General features: G+C 70.1%; 23 protein-coding genes. 9 read left to right on the top strand and 14 right to left on the bottom strand.

Going from position 1 to position 23629, the window contains the following annotated elements; genetic code table 11:
• Positions 1–6 precede the first annotated feature (6 nt).
• From kdpB to OX89_RS14595, 3 genes are read right to left on the bottom strand one after another with little or no spacing between them, the layout of a single operon-like run.
• Positions 7–2100, bottom strand: coding sequence for a potassium-transporting ATPase subunit KdpB (gene kdpB / locus OX89_RS14605; protein ID WP_047351177.1), 2094 nt, complete (start codon positions 2098–2100; stop codon positions 7–9).
• A gap of 7 nt (positions 2101–2107) precedes the next feature.
• Positions 2108–3910: a potassium-transporting ATPase subunit KdpA gene (gene kdpA, locus OX89_RS14600; RefSeq protein ID WP_047351176.1), complete on the bottom strand. Its 1803-nt coding sequence runs from the start codon at positions 3908–3910 to the stop codon at positions 2108–2110.
• A 2-nt stretch (positions 3911–3912) separates the two neighbouring features.
• Positions 3913–4011 (bottom strand): potassium-transporting ATPase subunit F, encoded by a 99-nt coding sequence (locus OX89_RS14595; protein WP_084002077.1) that lies wholly within the window; start codon positions 4009–4011, stop codon positions 3913–3915.
• A gap of 318 nt (positions 4012–4329) precedes the next feature.
• Here OX89_RS14595 and tkt point away from each other — a divergent pair, with 318 nt between their 5' ends.
• The 3 genes from tkt to OX89_RS14580 all read left to right on the top strand — a co-directional run bounded on the left by tkt (position 4330) and on the right by OX89_RS14580 (position 8125).
• Entirely contained in the window at positions 4330–6366 is a 2037-nt protein-coding gene (gene tkt / locus OX89_RS14590) for a transketolase (protein ID WP_047351174.1), read from the top strand.
• A gap of 52 nt (positions 6367–6418) precedes the next feature.
• Entirely contained in the window at positions 6419–7420 is a 1002-nt protein-coding gene (gene gap / locus OX89_RS14585; protein WP_047351173.1) for a type I glyceraldehyde-3-phosphate dehydrogenase, read from the top strand.
• A gap of 144 nt (positions 7421–7564) precedes the next feature.
• Positions 7565–8125 carry a DUF924 family protein gene (locus OX89_RS14580; protein ID WP_047351172.1) on the top strand — a complete coding sequence of 187 codons (561 nt, stop codon included), beginning with the start codon at positions 7565–7567 and terminating at the stop codon, positions 8123–8125.
• A 98-nt stretch (positions 8126–8223) separates the two neighbouring features.
• Here OX89_RS14580 and OX89_RS14575 read toward each other — a convergent pair whose 3' ends face one another.
• Positions 8224–8568: an HPF/RaiA family ribosome-associated protein gene (locus OX89_RS14575; RefSeq protein WP_015914545.1), complete on the bottom strand. Its 345-nt coding sequence runs from the start codon at positions 8566–8568 to the stop codon at positions 8224–8226.
• Between the two features lie 171 nt (positions 8569–8739).
• On the opposite strand from OX89_RS14575, the gene OX89_RS14570 reads away from it, so the two are divergent.
• Positions 8740–9657, top strand: a complete 918-nt coding sequence (locus OX89_RS14570) for a gamma-glutamyl-gamma-aminobutyrate hydrolase family protein (protein ID WP_011807048.1) — start codon at positions 8740–8742, stop codon at positions 9655–9657.
• A 57-nt stretch (positions 9658–9714) separates the two neighbouring features.
• On the opposite strand, the gene OX89_RS14565 is transcribed toward OX89_RS14570, so the two are convergent.
• From OX89_RS14565 to OX89_RS14535, 7 genes are all read right to left on the bottom strand, one after another.
• Positions 9715–10188, bottom strand: a complete 474-nt coding sequence (locus OX89_RS14565) for a peptidylprolyl isomerase (RefSeq protein WP_047351192.1) — start codon at positions 10186–10188, stop codon at positions 9715–9717.
• Between the two features lie 111 nt (positions 10189–10299).
• On the bottom strand, positions 10300–11343 hold the full coding sequence (locus OX89_RS14560; protein WP_011807050.1) for a pirin family protein: 1044 nt from the start codon (positions 11341–11343) through the stop codon (positions 10300–10302).
• Between the two features lie 263 nt (positions 11344–11606).
• Entirely contained in the window at positions 11607–12035 is a 429-nt protein-coding gene (locus OX89_RS14555; protein WP_047351171.1) for a VOC family protein, read from the bottom strand.
• 42 nt (positions 12036–12077) lie between these two features.
• Positions 12078–12488 carry a hypothetical protein gene (locus tag OX89_RS14550; protein ID WP_047351170.1) on the bottom strand — a complete coding sequence of 137 codons (411 nt, stop codon included), beginning with the start codon at positions 12486–12488 and terminating at the stop codon, positions 12078–12080.
• A 179-nt stretch (positions 12489–12667) separates the two neighbouring features.
• Entirely contained in the window at positions 12668–13672 is a 1005-nt protein-coding gene (locus tag OX89_RS14545; protein WP_047351169.1) for an SDR family oxidoreductase, read from the bottom strand.
• Between the two features lie 171 nt (positions 13673–13843).
• Positions 13844–14404 (bottom strand): hypothetical protein, encoded by a 561-nt coding sequence (locus OX89_RS14540; protein WP_011807054.1) that lies wholly within the window; start codon positions 14402–14404, stop codon positions 13844–13846.
• A 64-nt stretch (positions 14405–14468) separates the two neighbouring features.
• On the bottom strand, positions 14469–15230 hold the full coding sequence (locus OX89_RS14535; RefSeq protein ID WP_047351168.1) for a tRNA-uridine aminocarboxypropyltransferase: 762 nt from the start codon (positions 15228–15230) through the stop codon (positions 14469–14471).
• 220 nt (positions 15231–15450) lie between these two features.
• On the opposite strand from OX89_RS14535, the gene OX89_RS14530 reads away from it, so the two are divergent.
• The 5 genes from OX89_RS14530 (at position 15451) to OX89_RS14510 (ending at position 21254) form a co-directional block, all read left to right on the top strand.
• Positions 15451–16317 carry an IclR family transcriptional regulator gene (locus OX89_RS14530; RefSeq protein ID WP_047351167.1) on the top strand — a complete coding sequence of 289 codons (867 nt, stop codon included), beginning with the start codon at positions 15451–15453 and terminating at the stop codon, positions 16315–16317.
• Positions 16314–17465, top strand: coding sequence for a thiolase family protein (locus OX89_RS14525; RefSeq protein ID WP_047351166.1), 1152 nt, complete (start codon positions 16314–16316; stop codon positions 17463–17465). Before OX89_RS14530 ends, OX89_RS14525 begins: the two co-directional genes overlap by 4 nt.
• Before the next feature lie 5 nt (positions 17466–17470).
• Positions 17471–17848, top strand: a complete 378-nt coding sequence (locus OX89_RS14520) for a Zn-ribbon domain-containing OB-fold protein (protein ID WP_047351165.1) — start codon at positions 17471–17473, stop codon at positions 17846–17848.
• 182 nt (positions 17849–18030) lie between these two features.
• Complete coding sequence (locus OX89_RS14515) at positions 18031–19017, top strand: tripartite tricarboxylate transporter substrate binding protein (protein WP_047351164.1); 987 nt, start codon at positions 18031–18033, stop codon at positions 19015–19017.
• Positions 19018–19166: 149 nt separating this feature from the next.
• Positions 19167–21254 (top strand): acetate--CoA ligase family protein, encoded by a 2088-nt coding sequence (locus OX89_RS14510; protein ID WP_047351163.1) that lies wholly within the window; start codon positions 19167–19169, stop codon positions 21252–21254.
• A gap of 234 nt (positions 21255–21488) precedes the next feature.
• Here the strand turns inward: OX89_RS14510 and OX89_RS14505 are convergent, their stop codons facing one another.
• Genes OX89_RS14505 through OX89_RS14495 form a run of 3 tightly spaced genes read right to left on the bottom strand, consistent with a single transcriptional unit; the run spans position 21489 to position 23389 of the window.
• Positions 21489–22202 (bottom strand): glutathione S-transferase N-terminal domain-containing protein, encoded by a 714-nt coding sequence (locus tag OX89_RS14505; protein ID WP_047351162.1) that lies wholly within the window; start codon positions 22200–22202, stop codon positions 21489–21491.
• A 14-nt stretch (positions 22203–22216) separates the two neighbouring features.
• Entirely contained in the window at positions 22217–22978 is a 762-nt protein-coding gene (locus OX89_RS14500; protein ID WP_047351161.1) for a 3-oxoacyl-ACP reductase, read from the bottom strand.
• Between the two features lie 18 nt (positions 22979–22996).
• Positions 22997–23389: a VOC family protein gene (locus tag OX89_RS14495; protein WP_011807063.1), complete on the bottom strand. Its 393-nt coding sequence runs from the start codon at positions 23387–23389 to the stop codon at positions 22997–22999.
• Between the last annotated feature and the right edge of the window lie 240 nt (positions 23390–23629).

Here is a 23629-nt window from a genome sequence, read left to right as displayed (position 1 = left end):
GCTCCTTCACACCAGGCCGCTGGCGGCCAGCAGCATGTCAATCAGCTTGATGCCCACGAAGGGCACGACCAGCCCGCCCAGTCCATAGACCGCCAGGTTGCGGCGCAGCAGCGCAGATGCGCCGACGGGCCGGTAGCGCACGCCCTTGAGCGCCAGCGGGATGAGCACGACGATGATCAGCGCGTTGAAGATCACGGCGCTCAGGATGGCCGAGGACGGGCTGGCCAGATCCATGACGTTCAGGGCGCCCAGGTGCGGATAGGTGCCCATGAAGATCGCCGGGATGATGGCGAAGTACTTGGCCACGTCGTTGGCGATGGAGAAGGTGGTGAGCGAGCCGCGCGTCATCAGCAGCGCCTTGCCGGTCTCCACCACCTCCAGCAGCTTGGTGGGGTTGGAGTCCAGGTCCACCATGTTGCTGGCCTCCTTGGCGGCCTGCGTGCCGCTGCCTATGGCCACGGCCACGTCGGCCTGGGCCAGCGCGGGCGCGTCGTTGGTGCCGTCGCCGGTCATGGCCACCAGCCGGCCTTCGGCCTGGTACTGGCGGATGAGGCGCAGCTTGTCCTCGGGCGTGGCCTCGGCCAGGAAGTCGTCCACACCGGCCTCGGCCGCGATGGCGGCGGCGGTGAGCCGGTTGTCGCCCGTGATCATCACCGTACGGATGCCCATGCGCCGCAGCTCGGCGAAGCGATCGCGGATGCCCGCCTTGACGATGTCCTTGAGCTCCACCACGCCCAGCACGCGCGCGCCCTCGGCCACGGCCAGCGGCGTGCTGCCCCGGCGTGCCACCGCGTCGGCGGCCTGGACCACCTCGGGCGGCAGACGCCCGCCCAGCGCCTCAACATGGTGGCGCAGCGCCTCGACGGCGCCCTTGCGCAGCAGAACCCACTCACCCGCCCCGCCCTTCGCGGCCGGCAGGTCGGCCCCGCTCATGCGCGTCTGGGCCGTGAAGGGCACGAACAGGGCCCCCGGCACCGGCTGCGAGGTCACGCCCTCGCGCCGCGCCAGCTCGACGATGCTGCGCCCCTCGGGCGTTTCGTCGGCCAGCGAGGCCAGCAACGCCGCCTGCGCCAGCTGCGCCTTGTCGACGCCCGGCGCGGGCAGGAAGGCACTGGCCTGCCGGTTGCCGTGGGTGATGGTGCCGGTCTTGTCCAGCAGCAGCACGTCCACGTCGCCCGCGGCCTCCACGGCGCGGCCCGAGGTGGCGATGACGTTGGCCTGCATCATGCGGCTCATGCCCGCCACGCCCACAGCCGACAGCAGGCCGCCGATGGTGGTGGGGATCAGGCACACCAGCAGGGCCACCAGCGCCGTCAGCGACACCACGGTGCCCGCGCCGGAAGCCTGCACGCTGAAGACCGAATAGGGCAGCAGCGTCACGGTCACCACCAGGAACACGATGGTCAACGCCACCAGCAGGATGGTGAGGGCGATCTCGTTGGGCGTCTTACTGCGCTTGGCGGCCTCCACCATGCCGATCATGCGGTCCAGGAACGACTCGCCCGGGTTCACGCCAATGCGCACCACCAGCCAGTCGGACAACACCCGCGTGCCACCGGTCACGGCGGAGAAGTCGCCGCCCGACTCGCGCACCACCGGCGCCGATTCGCCGGTGATGGCGCTCTCGTCCACCGAGGCCACGCCTTCGATCACCTCGCCGTCGAGCGGGATCATGTCGCCGGCCTCGACCAGCACCACGTCGCCCTTGCGCAGGTCGGTCGCCTGCTGGGGCAGGAAGCCGCTGTCGCGGTGTACGCCCTTGAGCTTCTTGGTCCAGGTGTCCTTGCGCAGGCTGCGCAGCGACGCGGCCTGGGCCTTGCTGCGCCCCTCGGCCAGGGCCTCGGCAAAGTTGGCGAACAGCACGGTGAACCACAGCCACACCGCCACCGCCAGGACGAAGCCGGCGCCCATGCCTGTGTCGCCGGGAGCGTTGAGCGTGTTCAGCCACAGCAGCGTGGTGAGGATGCTGCCGACATAGACGACGAACATCACCGGGTTGCGCCACTGGGCGCGCGGGCTGAGCCTGGCGAAGGCGCCGCGCAGCGCCGGCCGCAGCAGGGCGGGATCGGCAAGCGAAAGATTTTTTTGCATCGAAGTCATGGTTGACTCACTTCCAGAGCATCAGGTGCTCGACCACCGGCCCCAGGGCCAGCGCCGGCACATAGTTCAGCAGGCCCACCAGCAGCACGGTGCCGACCAGCAGCACCACGAACAGCGGGCCGTGCGTGGGCAGGGTGCCGGAGGTGACCGGCAGGCGCGGCTTGCCCGCCAGCGCCCCGGCCAGGGCCAGAACCGGCACGATCACGGCGAAGCGGCCCAGCCACATGGCCACGCCCAGCATGGCGTTGTAGAAGGGGGTGTTGGCCGACAGCCCGGCGAAGGCGCTGCCGTTGTTGTTGGCCGCCGAGGTGAAGGCGTACAGCACCTCGGAGAAGCCATGGGCCCCGGGGTTGGCGACGCCGGCGCGCCCGGCCGTGGTGCTCACGGCCACGGCCGTGCCCAGCAGCACCACCAGCGGCGTGACGAGGATGATGAATGACACCAGCTTCATCTCGAACACCTCGATCTTCTTGCCCAGGTACTCGGGCGTGCGGCCGATCATCAGGCCGGCGATGAAGACCGCCAGCACGGCGAACACCAGCATGCCGTACAGCCCCGAGCCCACGCCGCCAAAGACCACCTCGCCCAGCTGCATGAGCACCAGCGGCACCATGCCGCCCAGGGGCGTGAGCGAGTCGTGCATGGCGTCCACGGCGCCGCACGAGGCGGCGGTCGTCACGGCCACGAACAACGCCGTGCCGGAGATACCGAAGCGCAGCTCCTTGCCTTCCATGTTGCCCAGGGCCGGGTCCACCCCCAGCGCCGTCAGCAACGGATTGCCTGCGCGCTCCGCCCAGGTGACGGCCACCACGGCGGCCACGAAGATCACCGCCATGGCGGCCAGGATCGCCCAGCCCTGGCGGCTGTCGCCCACCGCCCGGCCGAAGGCGAAGCACAGCGCCGCGGGGATCAGGAAGATCGCCAGCATCTGCGCCAGGTTGGCCAGCGCCGTGGGATTCTCGTAGGGGTGGGCCGAGTTGGCGTTGAAGAAGCCCCCGCCGTTGGTGCCCAGCAGCTTGATCGCCTCCTGCGAGGCCACGGGCCCCATGGGCAGCGTCTGCGTCTGCGTGCGCAGCTCCTGCACCACCGGCTGGCCCGCCGCGTCGAGCAGCGGCTGGCCGTCTGCGCCGGTCTGCGGCGCCAGGTAGGTGGTGGCCTCGACGGTCGCCACCCGGTGGTAGCCATCGAAGTTCTGGATCACGCCCTGCGACACGAAGAAGAGGGCGATCACGAAGGCGATCGGCATCAGCACCCACAGGGTGATGCGCGTGAGGTCCACCCACACATTGCCGACGGCGCCAAAACGCGTCCCCGCGGCCGGACGGCCCTCGCCCCGCCCGGCAAAACCACGCACCAGCACAAAGGCCACTGCAATGCCGGTGGCCGCCGACAGGAAGTTCTGCACCGCAAGGCCCAGCATCTGGCTGAGGTAGCTCATGGTGCTCTCGCCCGCGTAGCCCTGCCAGTTGGTGTTGGTCACGAAACTGATGGCCGTGTTGAACGCCGAGTCGGGCGCCACGGCGCCGAAGCCCTCGGGGTTCAGCGGCAGCCACCCCTGCAGGCGCTGCAGGCCATAGAGGGCCAGCGCACCCAGCGCGTTGAAGACCAGCAGTGCCAGCGCGTAGGCGCGCCAGCCCATGGATTCGTCCGGACGCACGCTAGCCAGCCGGTACAGCGGCGCCTCGGCCCGCAGCAGCCAGCGCGGCAGGCGCCCGTCGATAAGGGCCGCAAGCCAGCGGCCCAGAGGCCAGGCCAGCAGGGCCAGCAATGCCAGAAACAGGGCCAGCAGGCCCCAGGAAGAGGTGTTCATGGTCAGAACTCCTCGGCGCAGACCAGCGCGAACACAAGGTAGGCCATCAGGAGGACGGCCAGCAGCCCTCCCAGGCCGTAAAGAACTTCGAGCGCCATCACACCGGCTCCCCGCGCGCCCGTCCCAGGCGATCCAGGCCCACGGCCAACTGCGCCACTGCCAGCCAGAGCAAGCCCAGCCCGGCAACCCATACGATGTCCATACAACACACTCCTGCCAATCCAAACAGATGACAGGCAGTCTCCCGAAGGGCGCATCAAAACGGGGTAGAAAGGCCTCGGCGGCCTGTAAAAAAAGTGTCAATGGCCGGCAGGCCGGGCCACCGGCGCGGTCGCCCAATTCGCGGCTGGTGGGCAGGGGGGCCGCCTGCCCGGTAAAATTGCAGGTTTACCCTTACAGCCCCTTCCGGAACCGCCCCGATGGCCAATTCTCAACAAATGGCGAATGCGATCCGCGCACTCGCAATGGATGCCGTTCAACAAGCCAACTCGGGCCATCCCGGTGCCCCCATGGGTATGGCCGACATGGCCGTGGCGTTGTGGGGCCAGCACCTGAAGCACAACCCCACCAACCCCCAGTGGATGGACCGCGACCGTTTCGTGCTGTCCAACGGCCACGCGTCGATGCTGCTGTACTCGCTGCTGCACCTCACGGGCTACGACCTGCCCCTGCAGGAGCTGAAGAACTTCCGCCAGCTGCACAGCAAGACCCCCGGCCACCCCGAGCACGGCATCACCCCCGGCGTGGAGACCACCACCGGCCCGCTGGGCCAGGGCGTGACCAACGCCGTGGGCTTTGCGCTGGCCGAGAAGCTGCTGGCCGCCGAGTTCAACCGCGAAGGCCACGCCGTGGTGGACCACCACACCTACGTGTTCCTGGGCGACGGCTGCCTGATGGAAGGCATCAGCCATGAGGCCGTGGCTCTCGCCGGCGCGTGGAAGCTCAACAAGCTCATCGCGCTGTACGACGACAACGGCATCAGCATCGACGGCCAGGTGGCGCCCTGGTTCATCGACAACACCCCGCAGCGCTTCATGGCCTGCGGCTGGAACGTGATCGACGCCGTGGACGGGCATGACGTGGAAGCTGTGGCCGCCGCCATCGGCCAAGCCAAGGCCAGCGCCGACAAGCCCACGCTGATCGTCTGCAAGACCGTCATCGGCAAGGGCAGCCCCAACCGCGCCAACACGGCCAAGGCCCATGGCGAGCCCCTGGGCGCCGAGGAAATCAACCTCACGCGCGCTGCCCTGGGCTGGACGCACGAGCCCTTCGCGATCCCCGAGTCGGTGTACGCCGACTGGGATGCCAAGGCGGCCGGCCAGGCCGCCGAAGCCGAGTGGACGCTGCGCTTTGCCGCCTACGAGGCCGCCTACCCCGAGCTGGCATTCGAGCTGTCCCGCCGCATGGCTGGCGACCTGCCCAAGCACTTCGCCCAGGTGGCGGTGGACACCGTGGTGGCCGCGCACACCAAGGCCGAGACCGTGGCCAGCCGCAAGGCCAGCCAGATCGCACTGGAAGCCTTCACCGCCGCACTGCCCGAACTGCTGGGCGGCAGCGCCGACCTGACCGGCTCCAACCTCACCAACACCAAGAGCACGCCCGCGCTGCGCATCGAGCCCAACGGCGCCGTGGCCAAGACCGAGGCCGGCCAGGTGGGCCGCCACATCAACTACGGCGTGCGCGAGTTCGGCATGGCGGCCATCATGAACGGCCTGGCGCTGCACGGCGGTTTCATCCCCTACGGCGGCACCTTCCTCACATTCAGCGACTACAGCCGCAACGCCATCCGCATGGCCGCGCTGATGAAGCAGCGCGTAGTGCACGTGTTCACGCACGACTCCATCGGCCTGGGCGAGGACGGCCCCACGCACCAGTCGATCGAGCACGCCGCCAGCCTGCGCCTGATCCCCGGCCTGGACGTGTGGCGCCCCGCCGACACGGCCGAGACCGCCGTGGCCTGGAGCGTGGCCCTGTCCAACCGCGACAAGCCCACCGCGCTGCTGCTGTCCCGCCAGAACCTGCCCTACGCGCCCAAGAGCGACCTGGGCGACATCTCGCGCGGCGCCTACATCCTCTCCGAGCCCGCCGCCGTGGGTCTGAAGAAGAAGGCCCAGGCCGTGATCATCGCCACCGGCTCCGAGGTGCAGCTGGCCCTGGCCGCGCAGCAACTGCTGGCCGCCAAGAAGATCGCCGTGCGCGTGGTCTCCATGCCCAGCACCACCACCTTCGACCGCGAGGACACCAAGTACAAGCGACTGGTGCTGCCTGCCGGCATCCCGCGCATCGCCGTCGAGATGGGCGTGACCGACTTCTGGTGGAAGTACGGCTGCGCCGCCGTGGTCGGCATCGACACCTATGGCGAGTCGGCCCCGGCCGGCGTGCTGTTCAAGCATTTCGGCTTCACGGCCGAGAACGTCGCCGACACGGTGCTGGCCGCGCTGCAGCGCGCGCGCTGATCCCTCCCGGTTCTCGTTTTTTGCAATCCATCCATCCCTAGAGGCTCACACCATGACGATCAAGATTGGCATCAACGGCTTCGGCCGCATCGGCCGCAACGTACTGCGCTCGGCCGTGCAGAACTTCTCCGACATCGAAGTCGTTGGCATCAACGACCTGCTGGAGCCCGAGTACCTCGCGTACATGCTGCGCTATGACAGCGTGCATGGCCGCTTCAAGGGCGAGGTTTCGGTCGAGGGCAACACGCTGATCGTCAACGGCAAGAAGATCCGCCTGACGCAGGAGCGCGACCCCGCCAACCTGAAGTGGAACGAAGTCGGCGCCGACATCGTGATCGAGTCCACCGGCCTGTTCCTGGACAAGGCCAGCGCCGAGAAGCACATCGCTGCCGGCGCCAAGAAGGTGCTGATGTCGGCCCCGTCCAAGGACGACACGCCCATGTTCGTGTTCGGCGTGAACCACGCCACCTACGCCGGCCAGGCCATCATCTCCAACGCGTCCTGCACCACCAACTGCCTGGCCCCCGTGGCCAAGGTGCTGCATGACAAGTGGGGCATCAAGCGCGGCCTGATGACCACCGTGCACGCCGCCACCGCCACGCAAAAGACCGTGGACGGCCCGAGCAACAAGGACTGGCGCGGCGGCCGCGGCATTCTGGAAAACATCATCCCCAGTTCCACCGGCGCCGCCAAGGCCGTGGGCGTGGTGATCCCCGAGCTGAACAAGAAGCTGACCGGCATGTCCTTCCGCGTGCCCACTTCCGACGTGTCGGTGGTGGACCTGACGGTGGAGCTGGAGAAGGAAGCCAGCTACGACGAGATCAAGGCCGAGATGAAGGCCCAGTCGCAGGGCGCGCTGAAGGGCGTGCTGGCCTATACCGAGGACAAGGTGGTGGCCACCGACTTCGTGGGCGAGACCCACACCTCGGTGTTCGACGCCGACGCCGGCATCGCCCTGGACAAGACCTTCGTGAAGGTCGTGGCCTGGTACGACAACGAGTGGGGCTACTCCAACAAGTGCCTGGAGATGGTGCGCGTGATGGCCGGCAAGTAAGCCGCAGCCTCCGCCGCTCACAGAGAACGCGCCTTCGGGCGCGTTTTTTATGTCAAATATGCCTCCAGCGCTTATCCATCAAGCGTAGGTAGCTATTTATTCAATAGCAAAGCACGTCCACGGCCGGCACCCCATACTTGCGGCATGACCACCTCTCCCGCCCTCCCCACCGCCGCCGACGTGCTGCGCTTCTGGTTCGACGAGGCCACGCCGCAGCAATGGTTCGCCAAGGACGCCGCGTTCGACGCCGCCATCCGCACCCGCTTCGCTGCGCTGCATGCGCAGGCCGCGCAGGGGGAGTTGTGGCACTGGCGCGGTGATGCCCAGGGCCGCCTGGCGGAAATCCTGGTGCTCGACCAGTTTTCGCGCAACCTGCACCGCGACACCCCCGCCGCCTTCGCGCAGGACGGCATGGCCCTGGTGCTGGCGCAGGAGGCCTTGGCACAGGGTCTGGACGCGCGGCTGGAGCCCGCGCAGCGCGCCTTCCTGTACATGCCCTACATGCACAGCGAGTCGCCGCGCGTGCAGGAAGAATCGGTGCGCCTGTTCACCGCGCTGGGCAACCCGGGCAGCCTGCACTTCGCGCATGCGCACCGGGACATCATTGCGCGCTTTGGCCGCTATCCGCACCGCAACGCCGCACTGGGCCGCGCCAGCACGGCCGAGGAGCTCGCCTTCCTGCAGCAGCCGGGCAGCAGCTTCTGAAAGGCAAAAGGCCGCAGGAGCCAACGCTCCTGCGGCCTTTTGCGCGTTGCAGCGCCCTGCTGTCGGGCACTGGCAGCTATTGCATCAATAGCGCCCGCTCACTCCGCCGTGCGGATGGTGTCGCGGCCGTTGCGGTCCTTGGCGCGCTCGATGTCGTCGCCCAGCGCGCGCACCAGCTTCTCCACGGCCGCCGTGAAAGCATCGGCCACCTTGGCCGCCTCGGCACGCGCAGCCACAGGCTGGCGGCCAGCGGGGCGCACCTCGATCACGCAGCGCTTGTCGGCCGCGCCGGACTTGCCGCCGTCCACGTCGGACAGGAACACCTCCACGCGCGTCACGTGCTCGCGAAAGCGCGCCAGCTTGGCGGTGGCTTCTTCCTGCACCCAGCGGGCCAGCGATTCGCCGCCCTGGATGTGGTCGTCGGTATGCACCTGGATCTGCATGTTTTCTCCTTCGTGAAGTGGATGGGTCGATGGGGCAGACGGTAGCGCCCCTGTCTTTATCATGCCCCAGTAGGCGCCTGCATGCTTGATTCGTATCAAGCAAAACGCACAGCCGCGCTCTGCGGCTCGTTCCTACAGCGTACGGCCAAGCGCGGTGTTACAACTGAGCCGATGACTGTCCTGCCGCCCTGGCTACAGCCCGACCGCATGCCGTCGGTGACGCCCTCCCAGCCGCGCCTGAAGATCGGCCTGTCCGCGTGCTTTTCGCATGCGGACCCGGGCCGGCCACTGTTCACCAACAAGACCCTGCAGTACGTGGAGCAGTCCATCGCGCACTGGATCATGTCGGCCGGCGCGCTGGTGGTGATGGTGCCCTGCCCCACGGGCGAGACCGCGCGCGGCGACGTCACGCTCAAGCACTACGCCGAGTGGCTCGACGGCGTGGTGATGCACGGCGGGGCGGACGTCTGGCCCGGCAGCTACGGCGAGGTGCCGCTCAAGGACGCATGGCTGGGCGACCGCGTGCGCGACCTGTACGACCTGGCGGTCGTGGAGGCCTTCGAGCAGGCCGGCAAGCCCATCTTCGGCGTGTGCCGCGGGCTGCAACTCATCAACGTGGCTTTTGGCGGCACGCTGTACCAGGACATCGAAACCCAGCACCCCGGCGCGCTGCAGCACCGCAACCCGAGCACCTACGACCAGCACTTCCACGAGGTGGACATCGTGCCCGGCACGCGGCTGGCGCGGCTGTATCCGGAGCAGCCGCGCGTCACCGTGAACAGCATCCACCACCAGGGCATCAAGAACCTGGCGCCCGGCTTCGACATCGAGGCCTGGAGCTACCCCGACGGCGTGCCCGAGGCGATACGCCGCAACCCGAGCCACGGGCGCGGCTACATCGCGGCGACGCAGTGGCACCCGGAATTCCGCGCCAGCGCGGCCGTCACGCTGGACGACTCGCCGCTGCTGCACGACTTCCTGGCCGCCTGCAGCCGGGCGCGCGTGCTGCCCCGACCCGGCCACAGCCCGCTGCAGATCCGCGACCGCGCGGAGCGCCTGCTGCGCCGCGCATTGCTGCGCAGGCGTTAACCAAAATGGTCGCTGGCGCTTGATAGGCAAGCGCTGACAGCTATCAATAACGCAGCATCAATGGTGGTGCCCGTGCCCGCCATGCACATGGCGGTGGGCGATCTCCTCGGCCGTGGCGGCGCGCACCTCGGTCACCTTGCAGGCAAAACGCAGCGCCTTGCCGGCCAGCGGGTGGTTGCCGTCCAGGTGCACCACGGGGCCCTTGATCTTGACCACGTGGAACATCTGCGGCTGGCCGTCGGCGCCGGGCCCCTGCAACTGGCCGCCCACCTTCACGCCGGGGGGGAACTCGCTCTTGGGGATGGTGCGCACCAGGCTCTCGTCGCGCGCGCCGAATGCGTCCTCCACCGCCAGTTCCAGCGTGACGGCATGGCCCGGGGCCTGGCCTTCCAGCGCGGCCTCGACCTTGGGGAAGATGTTCTCGTAGCCGCCGTGCAGGTAGGCCACATTGCCGGCATCGAGCGGCTTGCCCGTGGCGGGATCGGTGACGCGGTAGCTGAGCGTGACGGCGGTGTCTTGGGTGATGTTCATGGCTTGGTTTCCGTGGAGGGCGGCGGCGCGGGCAGGCGCCGCCACAAGGCCGCCATTGTCCCGCACACGCCAAGGCCGCGCGGGCGGCCGGGCCGGCCGCTGCGCAGGCGTTCAGGCCTGCGGCACCTCGTCCTGCGCGCTGCCCGGGTGGCGCGCAAAGCGCCGGGGGGCGCTGCCGTGCACCGGGTCGCTCGCGTCCCAGGGCCAGCCGCCGAACTGCGTGCGGCGAAAGTCCTGCATGGCCTGCATGATTTCCTGCTGGGTGTTCATCACGAACGGGCCGTACTGCACCACCGGCTCGCCGATGGGGCGGCCCTGCAGCAGCAGGCATTCCACGGTGTCGCCGCCGGTGTTGACCAGCTCCAGCGCCCGATCGGCCGCCACCTCCAGCGCCGCGTGGCCGCCCTGGGGCTCGCCGGCGATCGAGAGCCCTTCGCCCACGAACCAGTACAGCATGCGGCGCGTGCCCTGTCCGCGGGCCGCCGGCAGCGTCCAATGCGCGCCGGGCTCCATGCGCAGCGTCCAGATGGCGACGTCGGCGTCCGCCTGCGCGGCCCAGGACTCGGGGGGCGGCGGCAGCGGCGCACCGGCGCCGTCCAGCGCGCCGGCGACCACGGTGACCGTGGTGCGCAGGCCGGCCGCGTCGGCATGCTCCAGGCGCGGGATGCGTTCGTTCCACAGCATGGTGAAGTGCGGCCGCACCATCTTGTGGCGCGCGGGCAGATTCAGCCAGATCTGGAACAGCTCCAGCGGGTTGGGCGCGTCGGTGTTCAGCAGCGGGAACATCTCCGAATGCATGATGCCCGCGCCGGCGGTGACCCACTGCACGTCGCCGCCGCCGAAGCGCGCGGCCGCGCCCAGCGAGTCGGCATGGTCGATCAGGCCCTTGCGCACCAGCGTGACGGTCTCAAAGCCCCGGTGCGGGTGGCCGGGGAAGCCGGGCACGTGCTCGCCGTGGTACATCGAAAAGCCGTCCTTGCGGCTGAAATCGCTGCCCATCTGGCGCCCCTCCAGCGCCACCGCCTGCACGCCCATGGCGCCGTTGCCGGCGGGGTAGGCGTCGTCATGGTGGGCGCAGAACAGGAACGGATCGAGCGTGGGCCACAGCGGCCCCAGGGGCTGGGATTGGAGGACGGGACTGGCGCGGGTGTTCATGGGGTTCCTTTCCAAGGCCGGCGCGGCGACACGGCGCAGGCACTGTGCATCATGTGGGGACGGAAGGCCATTTGCCCAGCGGGCGCCGGCGCGACACTGCGGCCCATGCGTGGAACGATGGCAGCCCAATCTTCGAGCAAAAACCGTCGCAAAGGCAGTCGGGCTGAGCGCTGGCAGCTACCTTTTCATGAGCAACCTGGCGCCCTGTGCGCGGGCCCCAGCTCCCGCAGCGAAGGCCCGCCCGCGTCACCTGCCCCGCGCCTTCAGCCCGGCGCGGAGTCCGCCAGCACCATCCACGACACGCCAAAGCGGTCGTTGACCATGCCGAACGCGGGCGAAAAGAAGGTCTTGGCCATCGGCGCCACCACCGTGCCGCCGTCGGCCAGCGCGTCGAACCTGCTGCGCGCCTCCACCTCGCTGGCCACCGAGAGCGTGAGCGAGATGCCGTTGAACACCGGGTGGCCGCCCGCCATGCCGTCCGAGGCCATGAGGGTCGTCTCCCCCACGCGCAGTTCCGCCTGCATGACCTTGTCGCCGGGCACGGCGGCCGACGCGGAGCATTCGCCCGCGGGCGGCTCGGGGCTGTCCCGAAAGCGCATCAGCAACTGCGTCTGCGCGCCCAGCGCCTGGGCGTAGAACGCCAGCGCCTCTTCGCAGCGGCCATCGAACATCAGATAGGGTTGGACTTGCATCGCGTTCTCCGCACAAAGGGCCGTGGGGTTGAAAGGCACCGCCTACGCCGCCGCGCCGATGGCGGGCCGGGCCTGTCCGCGCGGGTCCAGCGCCACCTGGATCTGCGGGGCCTCGCGCACGTCGGGGCGGGAGCGGTCGCCCAGATCCTGCAGCGCGGTGAACTGCCCGTCCAGGTACAGGAAGGTGATGCTGGCGGCGATGTGGGCCAGCGCTTGCCGCGCATCGTCAAAGCCTTCGGCCTCCACGCGCCCGTCGCCGTCCAGCTGGTAGGCCCAGCCCTGCGCTTGCGGTGCGAGGGCGCCCAGGTCGATGAGCTTGTCGCGCACATTGCTGGCGTACACGCGCCCGCCCGATGCGTACAGCGTGAAGGTGTGGGCGGGGTGGCTTTCGGCCGGCGGCGGCGCGGCGTCGGTGGCGTCGGTGGCGTGGGTGTGGGAGGGGCGAGAGGTCATGGCGGCGTCCTGGCGGTGGCAGGTGGGATGCCGCGCCACACATGGTGCGGCCCCGGCAGCGCCATCGTAGGCAGCCGGCCGCGCGCGGGCTGTAGGAAAACGCCGGGCGCTGCTGCTTTGCATAAAAAAGGCCTACAGCGCCCGCCCATCAAGCGCCGACAGCTATGTAAATAGGAGCATCAGCGCCGTCCGCGTCCCCACCACCAGCCCACCGCCAGGCCGACCACACCGAGCACCGCCACCACCGTGGCCGATCCCGCCATGCGCTGGCGGTGGCCGCCGTCGATGGAGGTCTGGTGCGAGGGGGCAAACAGATTGCCTTGGGTGAGCGGCGCGGGCGCTGCCCGGCGCAGCCCCAGGTCGCTGAACCAGCGCATGGCGCGCGCCGTGCCCTGCGGCGCCAGCGCATGCGCCACACGCCCGGGCATCGCGCCCAGGCCCAGCCAGGTGACGGCGCGCGGGTGGGCCGCATCGGCCAGGTCCACGATGGCCTGGGCCACCGCGCGCGGGTCCACCATGGGCAGCGGCGGGCGGATGCGCCGGCCCGTGTAGTTGGCGCCATGCGACAGGCCCGGCGAATCGACGAACGTGGGCGCCACGTCGCACACATGCACCTGGGGCAGGTCGACCACCTCGGCGCGCAGGCTTTCGGACAGGCCGCGCAGGCCGAACTTGCTGGCCGTGTAGGCGGCCGCGTAGGGCGCGGGCACCCAGCCGCCCAGCGAGATCAGGTTCACCAGCAGGCCGTGGCCCTGCGCGCGAAAGCGCGTGAGCGCCGCGTGCGCGCCGTGCACGTGGCCCAGCAGGTTGGACTCGATCACGCGGCGGTGCGCGGCCAGCGGCACATCGTCAAAGCGCCCCACGGCTCCCACGCCCACGCCGTTGATCCACACATCGATGCGCCCGAAGTGGCGCACCGCCTTGTCGGCCAGGGCCTGCACCGCGTCGGCGTCGGTCACGTCGGTGGGAATGCCCAGCGCCTGCCCACCCTCGGCGCGGCAGGCCAGCGCCACAGGGGCGAGCGTGTCAGGGTTGCGCGCGGCCAGCACCAGGCGCGCGCCGCGGCGCGCAAACGCCAGCGCCGTGGCGTGGCCGATACCGCTGGAGGCGCCGGTGATCACCACCACCGGATTGGGCGAGGACGCAAAGACGCTGGACGGGCTGGCGGGCAAAGCTGTGGTCATGGTGCGGCGGGCCGCGCAGACGCTGCGCGGCGCAACGAAGGGCAAAACCCTATTTGTAACCGCGCTGGCGGCGCAACGGCGTAGGACAGCCGCCCTCACGCTGCGCATTTGCATCCAAACAGCCCGCAGCGCTTGCGTATCCAGCGCGAAGCGCTATGGGTAGCGCAGCATTCACGACAGCGGCTTGGTGCCGAAGCGCACCAGCAACCCGCGCGGAGTGACGGTGATGCTCTCGGGCTGCAGGCCCATGCCGTCGGCCAGCGCCAGGTCTTTGTCGCGCAGCTGGTGCAGCACCACCTCGCGCAGCGACTGGTCGGCCAACTGCTGGCCGTAGCGCTGCAGCATGCCGGCGGCAGAGGGCTGCACACCGTCCAGGCGCAGCGCGTTCACATGCAGGTCGTGCGCGCGGATGGTGCGGTCGGTGGGTTCGTAGCGCAGGCCGAAGTCCACATCGAACGCGCCCGTGTACCGCCGCGCCTGCAGCAGCGCGCCGCTGGCCGCCACGTCCAGCACGGCGTTGAGGCGGTTGCGCTCGGGCAGCAGCGTGAGTTGCGGCGTCTGCAACTGCAGGTCCAGCAGCCCGCCCAGCGGGTAGCTGCGCGGGAAACGCTCGGCCAGTGCCTGCTGCAGCTGCTGGGTGCTGATGGTGTAGCTGGGCTGCGCGCTGGCGCAGCCGGCGGCCAGGGCCAGGGCGGCGGTCAGTGCGTGCGAGAGGGCGAGTCGGCGGTGCATGGCGGCGTCTGTAAATGACCTGGCATTGTGCGCAGCGCCGCGGCCCGCGGTGCAACCAACTGCGTCAACCAGTGTGTTGCGGGCCGGCCAGCGCGCGCAGTTGCTGGTGCGCAGCGCTGTCCAGGTCCACGGGGCGCTGGTGCTTGGCCAGCAGGTAGCGCTCGCTGAACACGTCCAGCCAGGCCAGCAGCAACGCGGCCGCGTGGGTGTCGCCCGCCTGCGCCAGGCACAGCGCCGCCACCTCGGCGGTGCAGAAATGGTCGCTGCGCTTGGAGCGGCGCAGCCGGTAGCGCGAGGCCTCGTCGCTGTGCAGGCTCAGCACCGGGAAGCGGTCCAGATAGGGGCTTTTGCGGAACATCTTGCGCGCCTCGGGCCAGGTGGCGTCCAGCAGCACGAACAGCGGGCGCGGGCCCTGCGGCGCAGCGGCGGGCGCAGCCGCGTCGGCCTGTGGCGCCACGGCCTGCACCACGCGCGCGGCCTGGGCGAACTCACCCGGGAACACCACGTAGGGCTGCCACTGCGGGTCGGCCAGCAGCGCCAGCAGGGCGGGATCGACCTCGGTGCGCGCCCAGCCAAACGCGTGGGTGTCGGGCACCAGGTCGGCGATCAGCCAGCCCGTGTTGCTGGGCTTGAGCGGCTCGATGTCCGCCATCAGCAGGCACATGCCCGCGTGCACCACCGGCTGCGGGCGCAGCGCGCATTGGCAGTGGCTCAGCGGCAGGCGGCAGCCCTCGCAGCGCTCGCGGCGCGAACCGCCGCGCGCCAGAAACGGCTTGGCGCTGCGGGCCAGGCGCGCGGCGCGCAGCAGGGAAACGGCATGGGACATGGAAGGCGGCGCACACCCGCAGCGGGCGCACGCGGGTGGCGGCAAGGCGGCGATTGTCGGGCATGGGCGCCACGCAGCGGCGCTGCCGCGTCAGGGTAAGCCCTGGCATCGCCACACGATTGTTTTATCCATTGAAATTTAAAACAGCGTTTTTGACCCACATCGTGCATCGCACCTAAATTGCATGACAAATCAGGTTTCAACCAAAGAAACAAACCCCATGTCCTCGCCCAGCGCCAACGCCCGCCCCAAGGCCGTGGTGAACCACCTGCCCGGCGGCAGCACGTCCACCGTGGAGCGCGCCATGCGCGTGCTGCGGGTGATGTCCGAGGGCGGCAATGCCCGCCTGACCGACATCGCCGCCGCAGCCGATCTGGACAAGGCCACCGCGCTGCGCCTGCTGGAGGTGATGGTGCGCGACGGCTTCGTGGCGCGCGATGCGCAGAGCAAGCAGTTCTCGCTGGGGCCCGAGCTGATGGTGCTGGGCGCGGCCGCGCTGCGGCGCTTTGACCCGCGCCCACTGGCGCGCCCCAGCCTGCTGCGGCTGGTGGGCCAGTTCGAGGACAGCGCGGTGCTGTCCATCCCCAGCGGGGTGGAGTCGCTGTGCATCGACGTGGAGGACGGCACCTACCCCATCCGCGCCAACTACCTGCGCGTAGGCAGCCGCCGCCCGCTGGGCGCGGGCGCGGGCAGCCTGGCGCTGCTGGCCTGGATGCCCGATGCCGAGCGCGAGGCGGCGCTGGAGATCCTCGCCAGCCAGATGAGCCGCTACCCACGCATCACGCCCGCGCTGCTGCGCGAGCGCATCGCCGATGCGCGCGAACGCGGTTACGTGGTGCTGCTGGACGTGGTGGTCGAGCGCATGGGCGGCATTGGCGTGCCCGTGCTCGACCCCGAGGGCCGCCCCGTGGCTGCCCTGAGCATTGCCGCGCTGAATGACCGCATTCTTGCGCGCGAGTCCGCCATGGCGCATGCGCTGATACGCGAGTCCACCGTGTGCCAGGTGCGCTGGTCCGAGGCCATGCGCACCAGCCGCCAACAGGCGGGCACGCCACCTCGCCCCCCTTCCCTGGAGACATTGCGATGAACTCACCCCCTTTCGCCTGGCTGCGCGGCGCGGGCAGCACCCCCTTTGGCCGCCACGAAGGCCGCCGCGCGCTCGACCTGATGGCCGACGCCGCGCGTCAGGCGCTGGCCAGCGCCGCTCTGGCACGCGCCGACATCGACGGCGTGCTGTGCGGCTATGCCACCACGCTGCCGCACCTGATGCTGTCCACGCTGCTTTGCGAGCGCTTTGGCCTGGCGCCGCATTACGCGCACAGCATGCAGCTGGGCGGTGCCACGGGCGCGGCCATGCTGATGGCGGCGCGCGAGCTGGTGCGCTCGGGCCGCTGCCGCAACGTGCTGGTGGTGGCGGGCGAAAACCGCCTCACCGGCCAGTCGCGCGACAGCTCCATCCAGACCCTGGCCCAGGTGGGCGACGCCGACTACGAGGTGCCCAACGGCGCCAGCGTGCCCGCGTACTACGCGCTGATGGCGTCCGAATACATGCACCGCACGGGCGTCACCCGCGCCGATCTGGCCGAGTTCGCCGTGCTCATGCGCGCCAACGCCGCGCGCCACCCCGAGGCGCACCTGCGCACGCCCATCACCCATGCCGAGGTGCTGGCCGCCAAGCCCATCGCCGCGCCGCTGTCGCTGCTGGACTGCTGCCCCATTTCCGACGGCGCCATGGCGTTCGTCGTCTCGGCCGAGCCCGGCCCGCACGCCCCTGTGCGCCTGGCGGGCGCGGGCCAGGCGCACCGCCACCAGCACCTCACCGCCATGGCCGACGTGATGCGGTGCGGCGCATCCGATGCCGCCGCCCAGGCCTTTGCCGAGGCGGGCCTGGCCCCTGCGGACATCGATTACCTGGGCATCTACGACTCGTTCACGATCACGCTGGTGATGCTGCTCGAAGAGATCGGCTTCGCCCCGCGCGCCGGCGCCGCCGCGCGGGCCCGCGCGGGCGACTTCGCGCCCACGGGCGCTCTGCCGCTGAACACGCACGGCGGCCTGCTGTCGTTCGGCCACTGCGGCGTGGCCGGCGGCATGGCCCACACCGTGGAGGCCTGGCGCCAGATGACCGGCCAGGCCGGCGAGCGCCAGATTCGTGCGCCGCGCCGCGCCTTCATCCATGCCGACGGGGGCGTGATGTCGTCCCACGTCAGCCTGATTCTTTCAACGCAGGGCTGAACCCCATGACCTCGCTGGCAACCCCCTTCAACGACGGCCTGCGCGCAGGCGTGGTGCGCTATCAACACTGCGCCGCCTGCGGTCAGGCACAGACCCTGGCGCGCTACGCCTGCCAGCGCTGCGGCCATGAGCGCCTGGACTGGCGCGACGCTGCGGGCACAGCCACCGTGCGCGCCGCCACGGTGGTGGCGCGCGCGCCCTCGGAGGACTTCCGCGCGCTGGCGCCCTACACGCTGGCGATCGTGCAGCTCGACGAAGGCCCGCGCCTGATGGGCCATGCAGCTGCGGGCGTGCAGATCGGCGAGCGCGTGCGCGCCACCTTCTTTGAGCACCAGGGCCGGCCGCTGCTGCGCTTTGTACCAGATGAAGCAACACCCCCCTGAGACGCTTCGCGTCCTCCCCCCGCTCTCGCATTGCTGCGCAACGCGGGCAGGGGGGACGCAGCCCTCGCTGCGGGGCGGCGCGGCCGGCCCAGGCCCTTGCTCGGCTGCCCTGGTTTCGGTTGCGCCAGTTGCATCGGCCGCGCTTTTCATCCATCGACTGAAAGATCACAAGGAGACAAACCATGCCATTCACCTCTTTACACCGCCGCCGCTTCACGGGCCTGGTCTGCGCCGCGCTGTGCGCCGCCGCCACGCCCTTCGCCTGGGCCAACGACTACCCCAACAAGCCCGTGAAGCTGGTCGTGCCCTACCCGCCGGGCGGGCCCACCGACATCGTGGCGCGCGTGGTGGCGCAAAAGCTGCAGGAGCAGATGGGCCAGCCCTTCGTGATCGACAACCGCCCCGGCGGGGGCGCCAACATTGGTGCCGAGGCCGTGGCGCGCAGCCCCGCGGACGGCTACACGCTGGTGGTGGCCACCACGGCGCATGCCATCAATCCCTCGCTGTTCGCCAAGCTCAGCTACTCCATCACCAAGGACTTCGCGCCCGTCTCGCAGCTCACCAGCGGGCCACTGGTCATCGTGACCCACCCCGCCACGCCGGCCAACAACGTGAAAGAGTTGATCGCGCTGGCCAAGGCCAAGCAGGGCGGGCTCAACTACGCGTCGTCCGGCAACGGGCAGTCCACGCACCTGTCGGCCGAGCTGTTCAGCGCGTCGGCCGGCGTGAAGATGGCGCATGTGCCGTACAAGGGCAGCGCGCCCGCACTCACCGACGTGATGGGCGGCCAGGCGGACCTGATGTTCGACACCATGCTCTCGTCCATGCCGCACGTGAAGGCCAGCAAGCTCAAGGCGCTGGCCGTCACCAGCAGCCAGCGCTCGCCCAGCGCACCGGCCATCCCCACGGTGGCCGAGTCCGGCCTGCCCGGCTACGAGGCCATCGCCTGGAACGGCGTGCTGGCGCCCGCGGGCACGCCCAAGGAGGTGGTGGACCGCCTGAACGCCGAGCTGAAGAAGGCGCTGGACAACCCCGAGGTGAAGCAGCGCTTCGAGGCCCAGGGCTTTGCCGCCGCCTGGAACACGCCCGCCGCCTACGCCGGCTTCCTGCAGGCCGAGGTGGACAAGTGGGGCAAGGTGGTCAAGGCCTCGGGCGCAAAGATTGACTGACCCCCTGAGGCGCTGCGCGCCTTCCCCCTGGAAGGGGGGACGCAGCCCTCGCTGCGGGGCGGCCCTTGCTCGGCTGCCGCGCAGGGGGTTGCGCCAGTTTCACGGTCTGCGCGCCATGACCATGGATCACTGAGACACACGTAACTACCATGCAAGACCTTCTCACCTCCGCACTCAATCCGCGCTCGGTCGCCATCGTCGGCGCGTCCGAGAACATCCACAAGATCGGCGGCCGGCCCATTCATTACATGCAGCGCCACGGCTACCGGGGCATCGTCTATCCCATCAACCCGGCGCGCGACGAGGTGCAGGGATACAAGAGCTACGCCGGCCTGGCCGCGCTGCCCGAGGTGCCCGACCTGGCGCTGATTGCCGTGGGCGGCGACAAGACCGTCGCCGCGGTGGAGGAATGCGCCGCGCGCGGCGTGAAGTCCGCCGTGGTGATCGCCTCGGGCTTTGGCGAGACGGGCCCCGCCGGGCGCGAGCTGCAGGACCACATGGTGGCCACCGCGCGCGCCGCCGGCATGCGCCTGTACGGCCCCAACACGCAGGGCCTGGCCAACTTCGGCACGGGCGCCATCGCGGGCTTTTCCACCATGTTCATCGAAGTGCCGCCCATGGACGGCCCCGTGGGCATCGTGAGCCAGAGCGGCGGCATGAGCGCCATGGCCTACGGCCTGCTGCGCGGGCGCGGCCTGGGCGTGCGCCATGTGCATGCCACGGGCAACGAGGCCGACGTGACCGCGTCCGAGATGGCCTGGGCCGTGGCGCACGACCCCGACGTGCAACTGCTGCTGCTGTACCTGGAGAACATCGCCCACCCCGAGATGCTGGCCGCCACCGCCGCCTTTGCGCGCGAGCGCGACCTGCCCATCGTCGCGGTGAAGGCCGGGCGGTCGGCCAGCGGGCAGAAGGCCGCGTCGTCCCACACGGGCGCGCTGGCCAACGAGGACCGCACGGTGGACGCCTTCTTCAAGCACCACGGCATCTGGCGCGTGCGGGACCCGCATGAGCAGGCACGCGCCGCGCACGCCTACCTGAAGGGCTGGCGCCCTGAGGGCCGCCGCCTGGTGGTGATCAGCAACTCCGGCGCCAGCTGCGTGATGGGCGCCGACGCCGCCGAAGACATGGGCCTGACCCTGGCGGAGCTGAGCCCCGCCACGCAGGCCGACGTGGCCGCCAAGCTGCCGGGCTTTGCCACCGCCAGCAACCCCATCGACGTCACCGCCGCGCTGCTGTCCAACAGCGGCCTGTTCGGCGACGTGCTGCCCGCCGTGGCGCAGGACCCGGCGGCGGACCTGTTCTTCCTGAACATTCCCGTGGCCGGCGCGGGCTACGACGTGGACCGGTTCGCCCGCGACGCCGCGGCCTTCGAGGCCGCGACGGGCAAGCCCGTGGCCGTGGCCGCGTGGCAAGAAAGCGTGGCGGCGCCCTTTCGCGCGCACGGCATCGCCACCTTCCCGAACGAGGGCGAGGCCATCGCCGTGCTGGCCCAGGTGGCCGGCCACACGGAACGGATGCGCCAGCCGCGCGCCACGTGGCCCGCATTGCCCCATGTGCAGGTGCCGGCCGGCGCGCAGGGCTTTCTGAACGAGGTGGACAGCCTGGGCCTGCTGGCGCGCCACGGCGTGCCCACGGTGCCCATGCACCTGTGCCGCACCGCCGACGAGGCGCGCGCAGCGTTGGACGCCATCGGCGCGCCCGCGGTCGTGAAGGCCTGCTCGGCCGAGGTGCCGCACAAGTCCGAGCACGGGCTGGTGGCCCTCAACGTGCAGACGCGCGAGCAGGCGGCCGAGCTGTTCGAGCGCTTCTGGGCCAAGATGGACGCGATGGGCGTGCAGCGCGACGGGGTGATCGTGGCGGCCACGCGCAAGGGCCAGCACGAGTTCATGGTGGGCGCGCGCATGGACCCGATCTTTGGCCCCGTGGTGGTGGTGGGCGACGGCGGCAAGTACGTGGAGGCGCTCAAGGACTGCGCCGTGCTGCTGCCCCCGTTCTCCGAGGCCGACGTGCAGGCCGCGCTGCGCACGCTGCGCATCGCCCCGCTGCTGGATGGCGTGCGCGGCGAACCGCCACTGGACGTGGCCGCCCTGTCGCGCATCGCCGTGGCGGTGGGCCAGGTGATCGCGGGTGCCGGCGGCGCCATTGCATCGCTGGACCTGAACCCGGTGATGGTGGGCGCCGCAGGCCAGGGCGCCGTGGTGGTGGATGCGCTGGTGGAAGTATCAAAAGCATAGCTGCTCGCGATTGCTACATAAGCGCTAGAGCCGTTTTTGACCATGAACCGGCGCGCTGGCCGGGGCGCGGCGCACGCCCACCCTGGTGCGTGCGCTTGTGCCGCGCCGGGCCGGATGCGTGAGGGCTCGCCGCGCCACGCGTGCGCCCTGGGCGGGGTGGGCCTCGGGCGGGTCAGCCCCGCGCCGGGATGCCCCGCGCCTGACTAGCCCCGTGCCGGAATGCCCCGCGCCGGGTTAGCCCCGCGCCGGGATGCCCCGCGCCGGAATCTCCAGCCCTCGCTGCACGGCGGGGCGTGCCACGAAGGCCCCCAGCACGCGCTGCACCTGCGGGAAGGCGTCAAAGCCCACCAGATCGCCCGCGCCGTAGAAGCCCACGAGGTTGCGCACCCAGGGGAACACGGCGATGTCGGCAATGGTGTAGTCGCTGCCCATGATCCAGTCGCGGCCCGTCAGGCGTTGCTCCAGCACGCCCAGCAGGCGCTTGGACTCGGCCACGTAGCGGCCCAGCGGGCGCTTGTCCTCGTAGTCCTTGCCCGCGAACTTGTGGAAGAACCCGAGCTGCCCAAACATCGGCCCCACGCCGCCCATCTGCCACATCAGCCACTGCAGCGTCTCGTAGCGCGCGGCGGCGTCCTGCGGCAGAAAGCGCCCGGTCTTTTCGGCCAGGTAGACCAGGATGGCGCCGGACTCAAACAGCGCCAGCGGCTGGCCGCCGGGGCCATGCGGGTCGAGGATGGCGGGGATCTTGTTGTTGGGGTTGAGCGCGAGGAACTCGGGCGAGAGCTGGTCGTTGGTCTCGAAGCTCACCAGGTGCGGCTCGTACGGCAGCCCCGTCTCTTCCAGCAGGATCGACACCTTCACGCCATTGGGCGTGGGCAGCGAATACAGCTGCAGCCGGTCGGGGTGCGCGGCCGGCCATTTGGCCGTGATGGGGTGGGTCCATGCCATGGGCAGCTCCTTTTTCAATCCTTGACGAGGCCGCAGTCCACCACGAGGTTCTGCCCCGTCACGGCGCGGCCCCACGGCGAGAGGAAGAACAGCACCGCGTCGGCAAACTCGGCCGGCGTGGTCACGCGGCGCAGCGGGGTCATGCTGGCGATCAGGTCGAACACCGCCTCGGGCGTGGCGCTGCTGGCGTCGGTGGTGCGCAGCAGCCCGCCCGACACCATGTTCACCGTGATCCCATCCGGCCCCAGGTCGTGCGCCGCCGTGCGCGTGAGCGACAGCAGCGCGGCCTTGGCCGCCGTGTAGTCGTGGTACGGCACTACCGGGTTCTGGAACAGGTTGGTGCCCACGTTCACGACACGCCCGAAGCCCTGCGCGCGCATGGCGGGCAGCGCAGCCTGCATGGTGTTGAGCGCGCCCTTGACCGCGCCCTCGATCTGCTGGCTGAAGCGCTCCCAGGTGATCTCGCCCAGCTTGGGGCGCGCATCGCCGTCGAACGAGAACTGCGCCAGCGCGTTGTTCACCACGGCGCTGATGGGGGCGCCCGTGCGCTCGCGCGCGGTGGTAAACAAGCGCTGCACGGCGGCGGCGTCAGTCACATCGGCCTGCAGCGCGATGGCGCGCGGGCCCAGCTCGTCGGCCAGCGCCTTGGCGGCGGCATCGCTGCGGTGGTAGTTGATGACCACGCCCGCGCCCTCGCGCGCCACGGCGCGCGTGATGGCCTGGCCCAGGCCCCGGGCGCCGCCCGTGACCAGCACCCATTGTTCAGACAGTTGCATGCGTGAACGCTCCGGGGGTCAGGCGGCCTTGGGCGGGCGGTGCAGCACGCACAGCTTGTTGCCGGCCGGGTCGCGCAGATAGGCCAGGTACAGCCGCCCGCCCGGCGCATGCTCGCGCCAGCCCGGTGGGTCTTCACACGTCACGCCGCCGCTGGCCACGCCTGCCGCGTGCGCCGCATCCACCTGCTCGGGCGACTCGGCCGCAAAGCCCGTCGTGGCGCCGTTACCAAAGCAGGCCGGCTCGCCATTGATGGGCGCGGAGATGGCAAAGGTGTTGCCCGCGTGGCGCCAAAAGGTGCGGCCCTTGGGGTCGGTGAAGCCAGGCTTGCAACCCAGGGCGCCCAGGAAGGCGTCGTAGAACTGCTTGGATTGGTCGGGGTTGCTGGCTCCCAGCATGACGTGGCTGAACATGGGGGGTGGGTCTCCTGATTGAAAAGCGTCTGTGCACCCTAAGTGGGCCGATGCACAGCGGCATGACGCCGCGCCGTGGATGGTAGCTGGCAACGCCGCAAGGTGCAGGAGTGCTACCAAGTGGTCAACAACCGAGTCCCTATCGGCCACAACCGGCTATTCGACATCCGCCCCTGAGTCACCCACAATTCAGCTAGGGAAATCCTGCAAAACCCCGAACGCAGTCTGCTAGAAGCCAGG

The organism is Diaphorobacter sp. J5-51, from assembly GCF_001023515.1.
GTDB lineage: Bacteria > Pseudomonadota > Gammaproteobacteria > Burkholderiales > Burkholderiaceae_C > Diaphorobacter > Diaphorobacter nitroreducens.
The sequence above is the reverse complement of the archived record's forward strand: the minus strand, read 5'-3'. Positions and strand labels throughout refer to the sequence as shown.

Excerpts from the sequence above, each read along its gene's own strand:
- kdpB (WP_047351177.1), bottom strand. The coding sequence starts at position 2,100 with ATGACTTCGATGCAAAAAAATCTTTCGCTTGCCGATCCCGCCCTGCTG.
- kdpA (WP_047351176.1), bottom strand. The coding sequence starts at position 3,910 with ATGAACACCTCTTCCTGGGGCCTGCTGGCCCTGTTTCTGGCATTGCTG.
- tkt (WP_047351174.1), top strand. The coding sequence starts at position 4,330 with ATGGCCAATTCTCAACAAATGGCGAATGCGATCCGCGCACTCGCAATG.
- gap (WP_047351173.1), top strand. The coding sequence starts at position 6,419 with ATGACGATCAAGATTGGCATCAACGGCTTCGGCCGCATCGGCCGCAAC.
- OX89_RS14580 (WP_047351172.1), top strand. The coding sequence starts at position 7,565 with ATGACCACCTCTCCCGCCCTCCCCACCGCCGCCGACGTGCTGCGCTTC.
- OX89_RS14575 (WP_015914545.1), bottom strand. The coding sequence starts at position 8,568 with ATGCAGATCCAGGTGCATACCGACGACCACATCCAGGGCGGCGAATCG.
- OX89_RS14570 (WP_011807048.1), top strand. The coding sequence starts at position 8,740 with ATGACTGTCCTGCCGCCCTGGCTACAGCCCGACCGCATGCCGTCGGTG.
- OX89_RS14565 (WP_047351192.1), bottom strand. The coding sequence starts at position 10,188 with ATGAACATCACCCAAGACACCGCCGTCACGCTCAGCTACCGCGTCACC.
- OX89_RS14560 (WP_011807050.1), bottom strand. The coding sequence starts at position 11,343 with ATGAACACCCGCGCCAGTCCCGTCCTCCAATCCCAGCCCCTGGGGCCG.
- OX89_RS14555 (WP_047351171.1), bottom strand. The coding sequence starts at position 12,035 with ATGCAAGTCCAACCCTATCTGATGTTCGATGGCCGCTGCGAAGAGGCG.
- OX89_RS14550 (WP_047351170.1), bottom strand. The coding sequence starts at position 12,488 with ATGACCTCTCGCCCCTCCCACACCCACGCCACCGACGCCACCGACGCC.
- OX89_RS14545 (WP_047351169.1), bottom strand. The coding sequence starts at position 13,672 with ATGACCACAGCTTTGCCCGCCAGCCCGTCCAGCGTCTTTGCGTCCTCG.
- OX89_RS14540 (WP_011807054.1), bottom strand. The coding sequence starts at position 14,404 with ATGCACCGCCGACTCGCCCTCTCGCACGCACTGACCGCCGCCCTGGCC.
- OX89_RS14535 (WP_047351168.1), bottom strand. The coding sequence starts at position 15,230 with ATGTCCCATGCCGTTTCCCTGCTGCGCGCCGCGCGCCTGGCCCGCAGC.
- OX89_RS14530 (WP_047351167.1), top strand. The coding sequence starts at position 15,451 with ATGTCCTCGCCCAGCGCCAACGCCCGCCCCAAGGCCGTGGTGAACCAC.
- OX89_RS14525 (WP_047351166.1), top strand. The coding sequence starts at position 16,314 with ATGAACTCACCCCCTTTCGCCTGGCTGCGCGGCGCGGGCAGCACCCCC.
- OX89_RS14520 (WP_047351165.1), top strand. The coding sequence starts at position 17,471 with ATGACCTCGCTGGCAACCCCCTTCAACGACGGCCTGCGCGCAGGCGTG.
- OX89_RS14515 (WP_047351164.1), top strand. The coding sequence starts at position 18,031 with ATGCCATTCACCTCTTTACACCGCCGCCGCTTCACGGGCCTGGTCTGC.
- OX89_RS14510 (WP_047351163.1), top strand. The coding sequence starts at position 19,167 with ATGCAAGACCTTCTCACCTCCGCACTCAATCCGCGCTCGGTCGCCATC.
- OX89_RS14505 (WP_047351162.1), bottom strand. The coding sequence starts at position 22,202 with ATGGCATGGACCCACCCCATCACGGCCAAATGGCCGGCCGCGCACCCC.
- OX89_RS14500 (WP_047351161.1), bottom strand. The coding sequence starts at position 22,978 with ATGCAACTGTCTGAACAATGGGTGCTGGTCACGGGCGGCGCCCGGGGC.
- OX89_RS14495 (WP_011807063.1), bottom strand. The coding sequence starts at position 23,389 with ATGTTCAGCCACGTCATGCTGGGAGCCAGCAACCCCGACCAATCCAAG.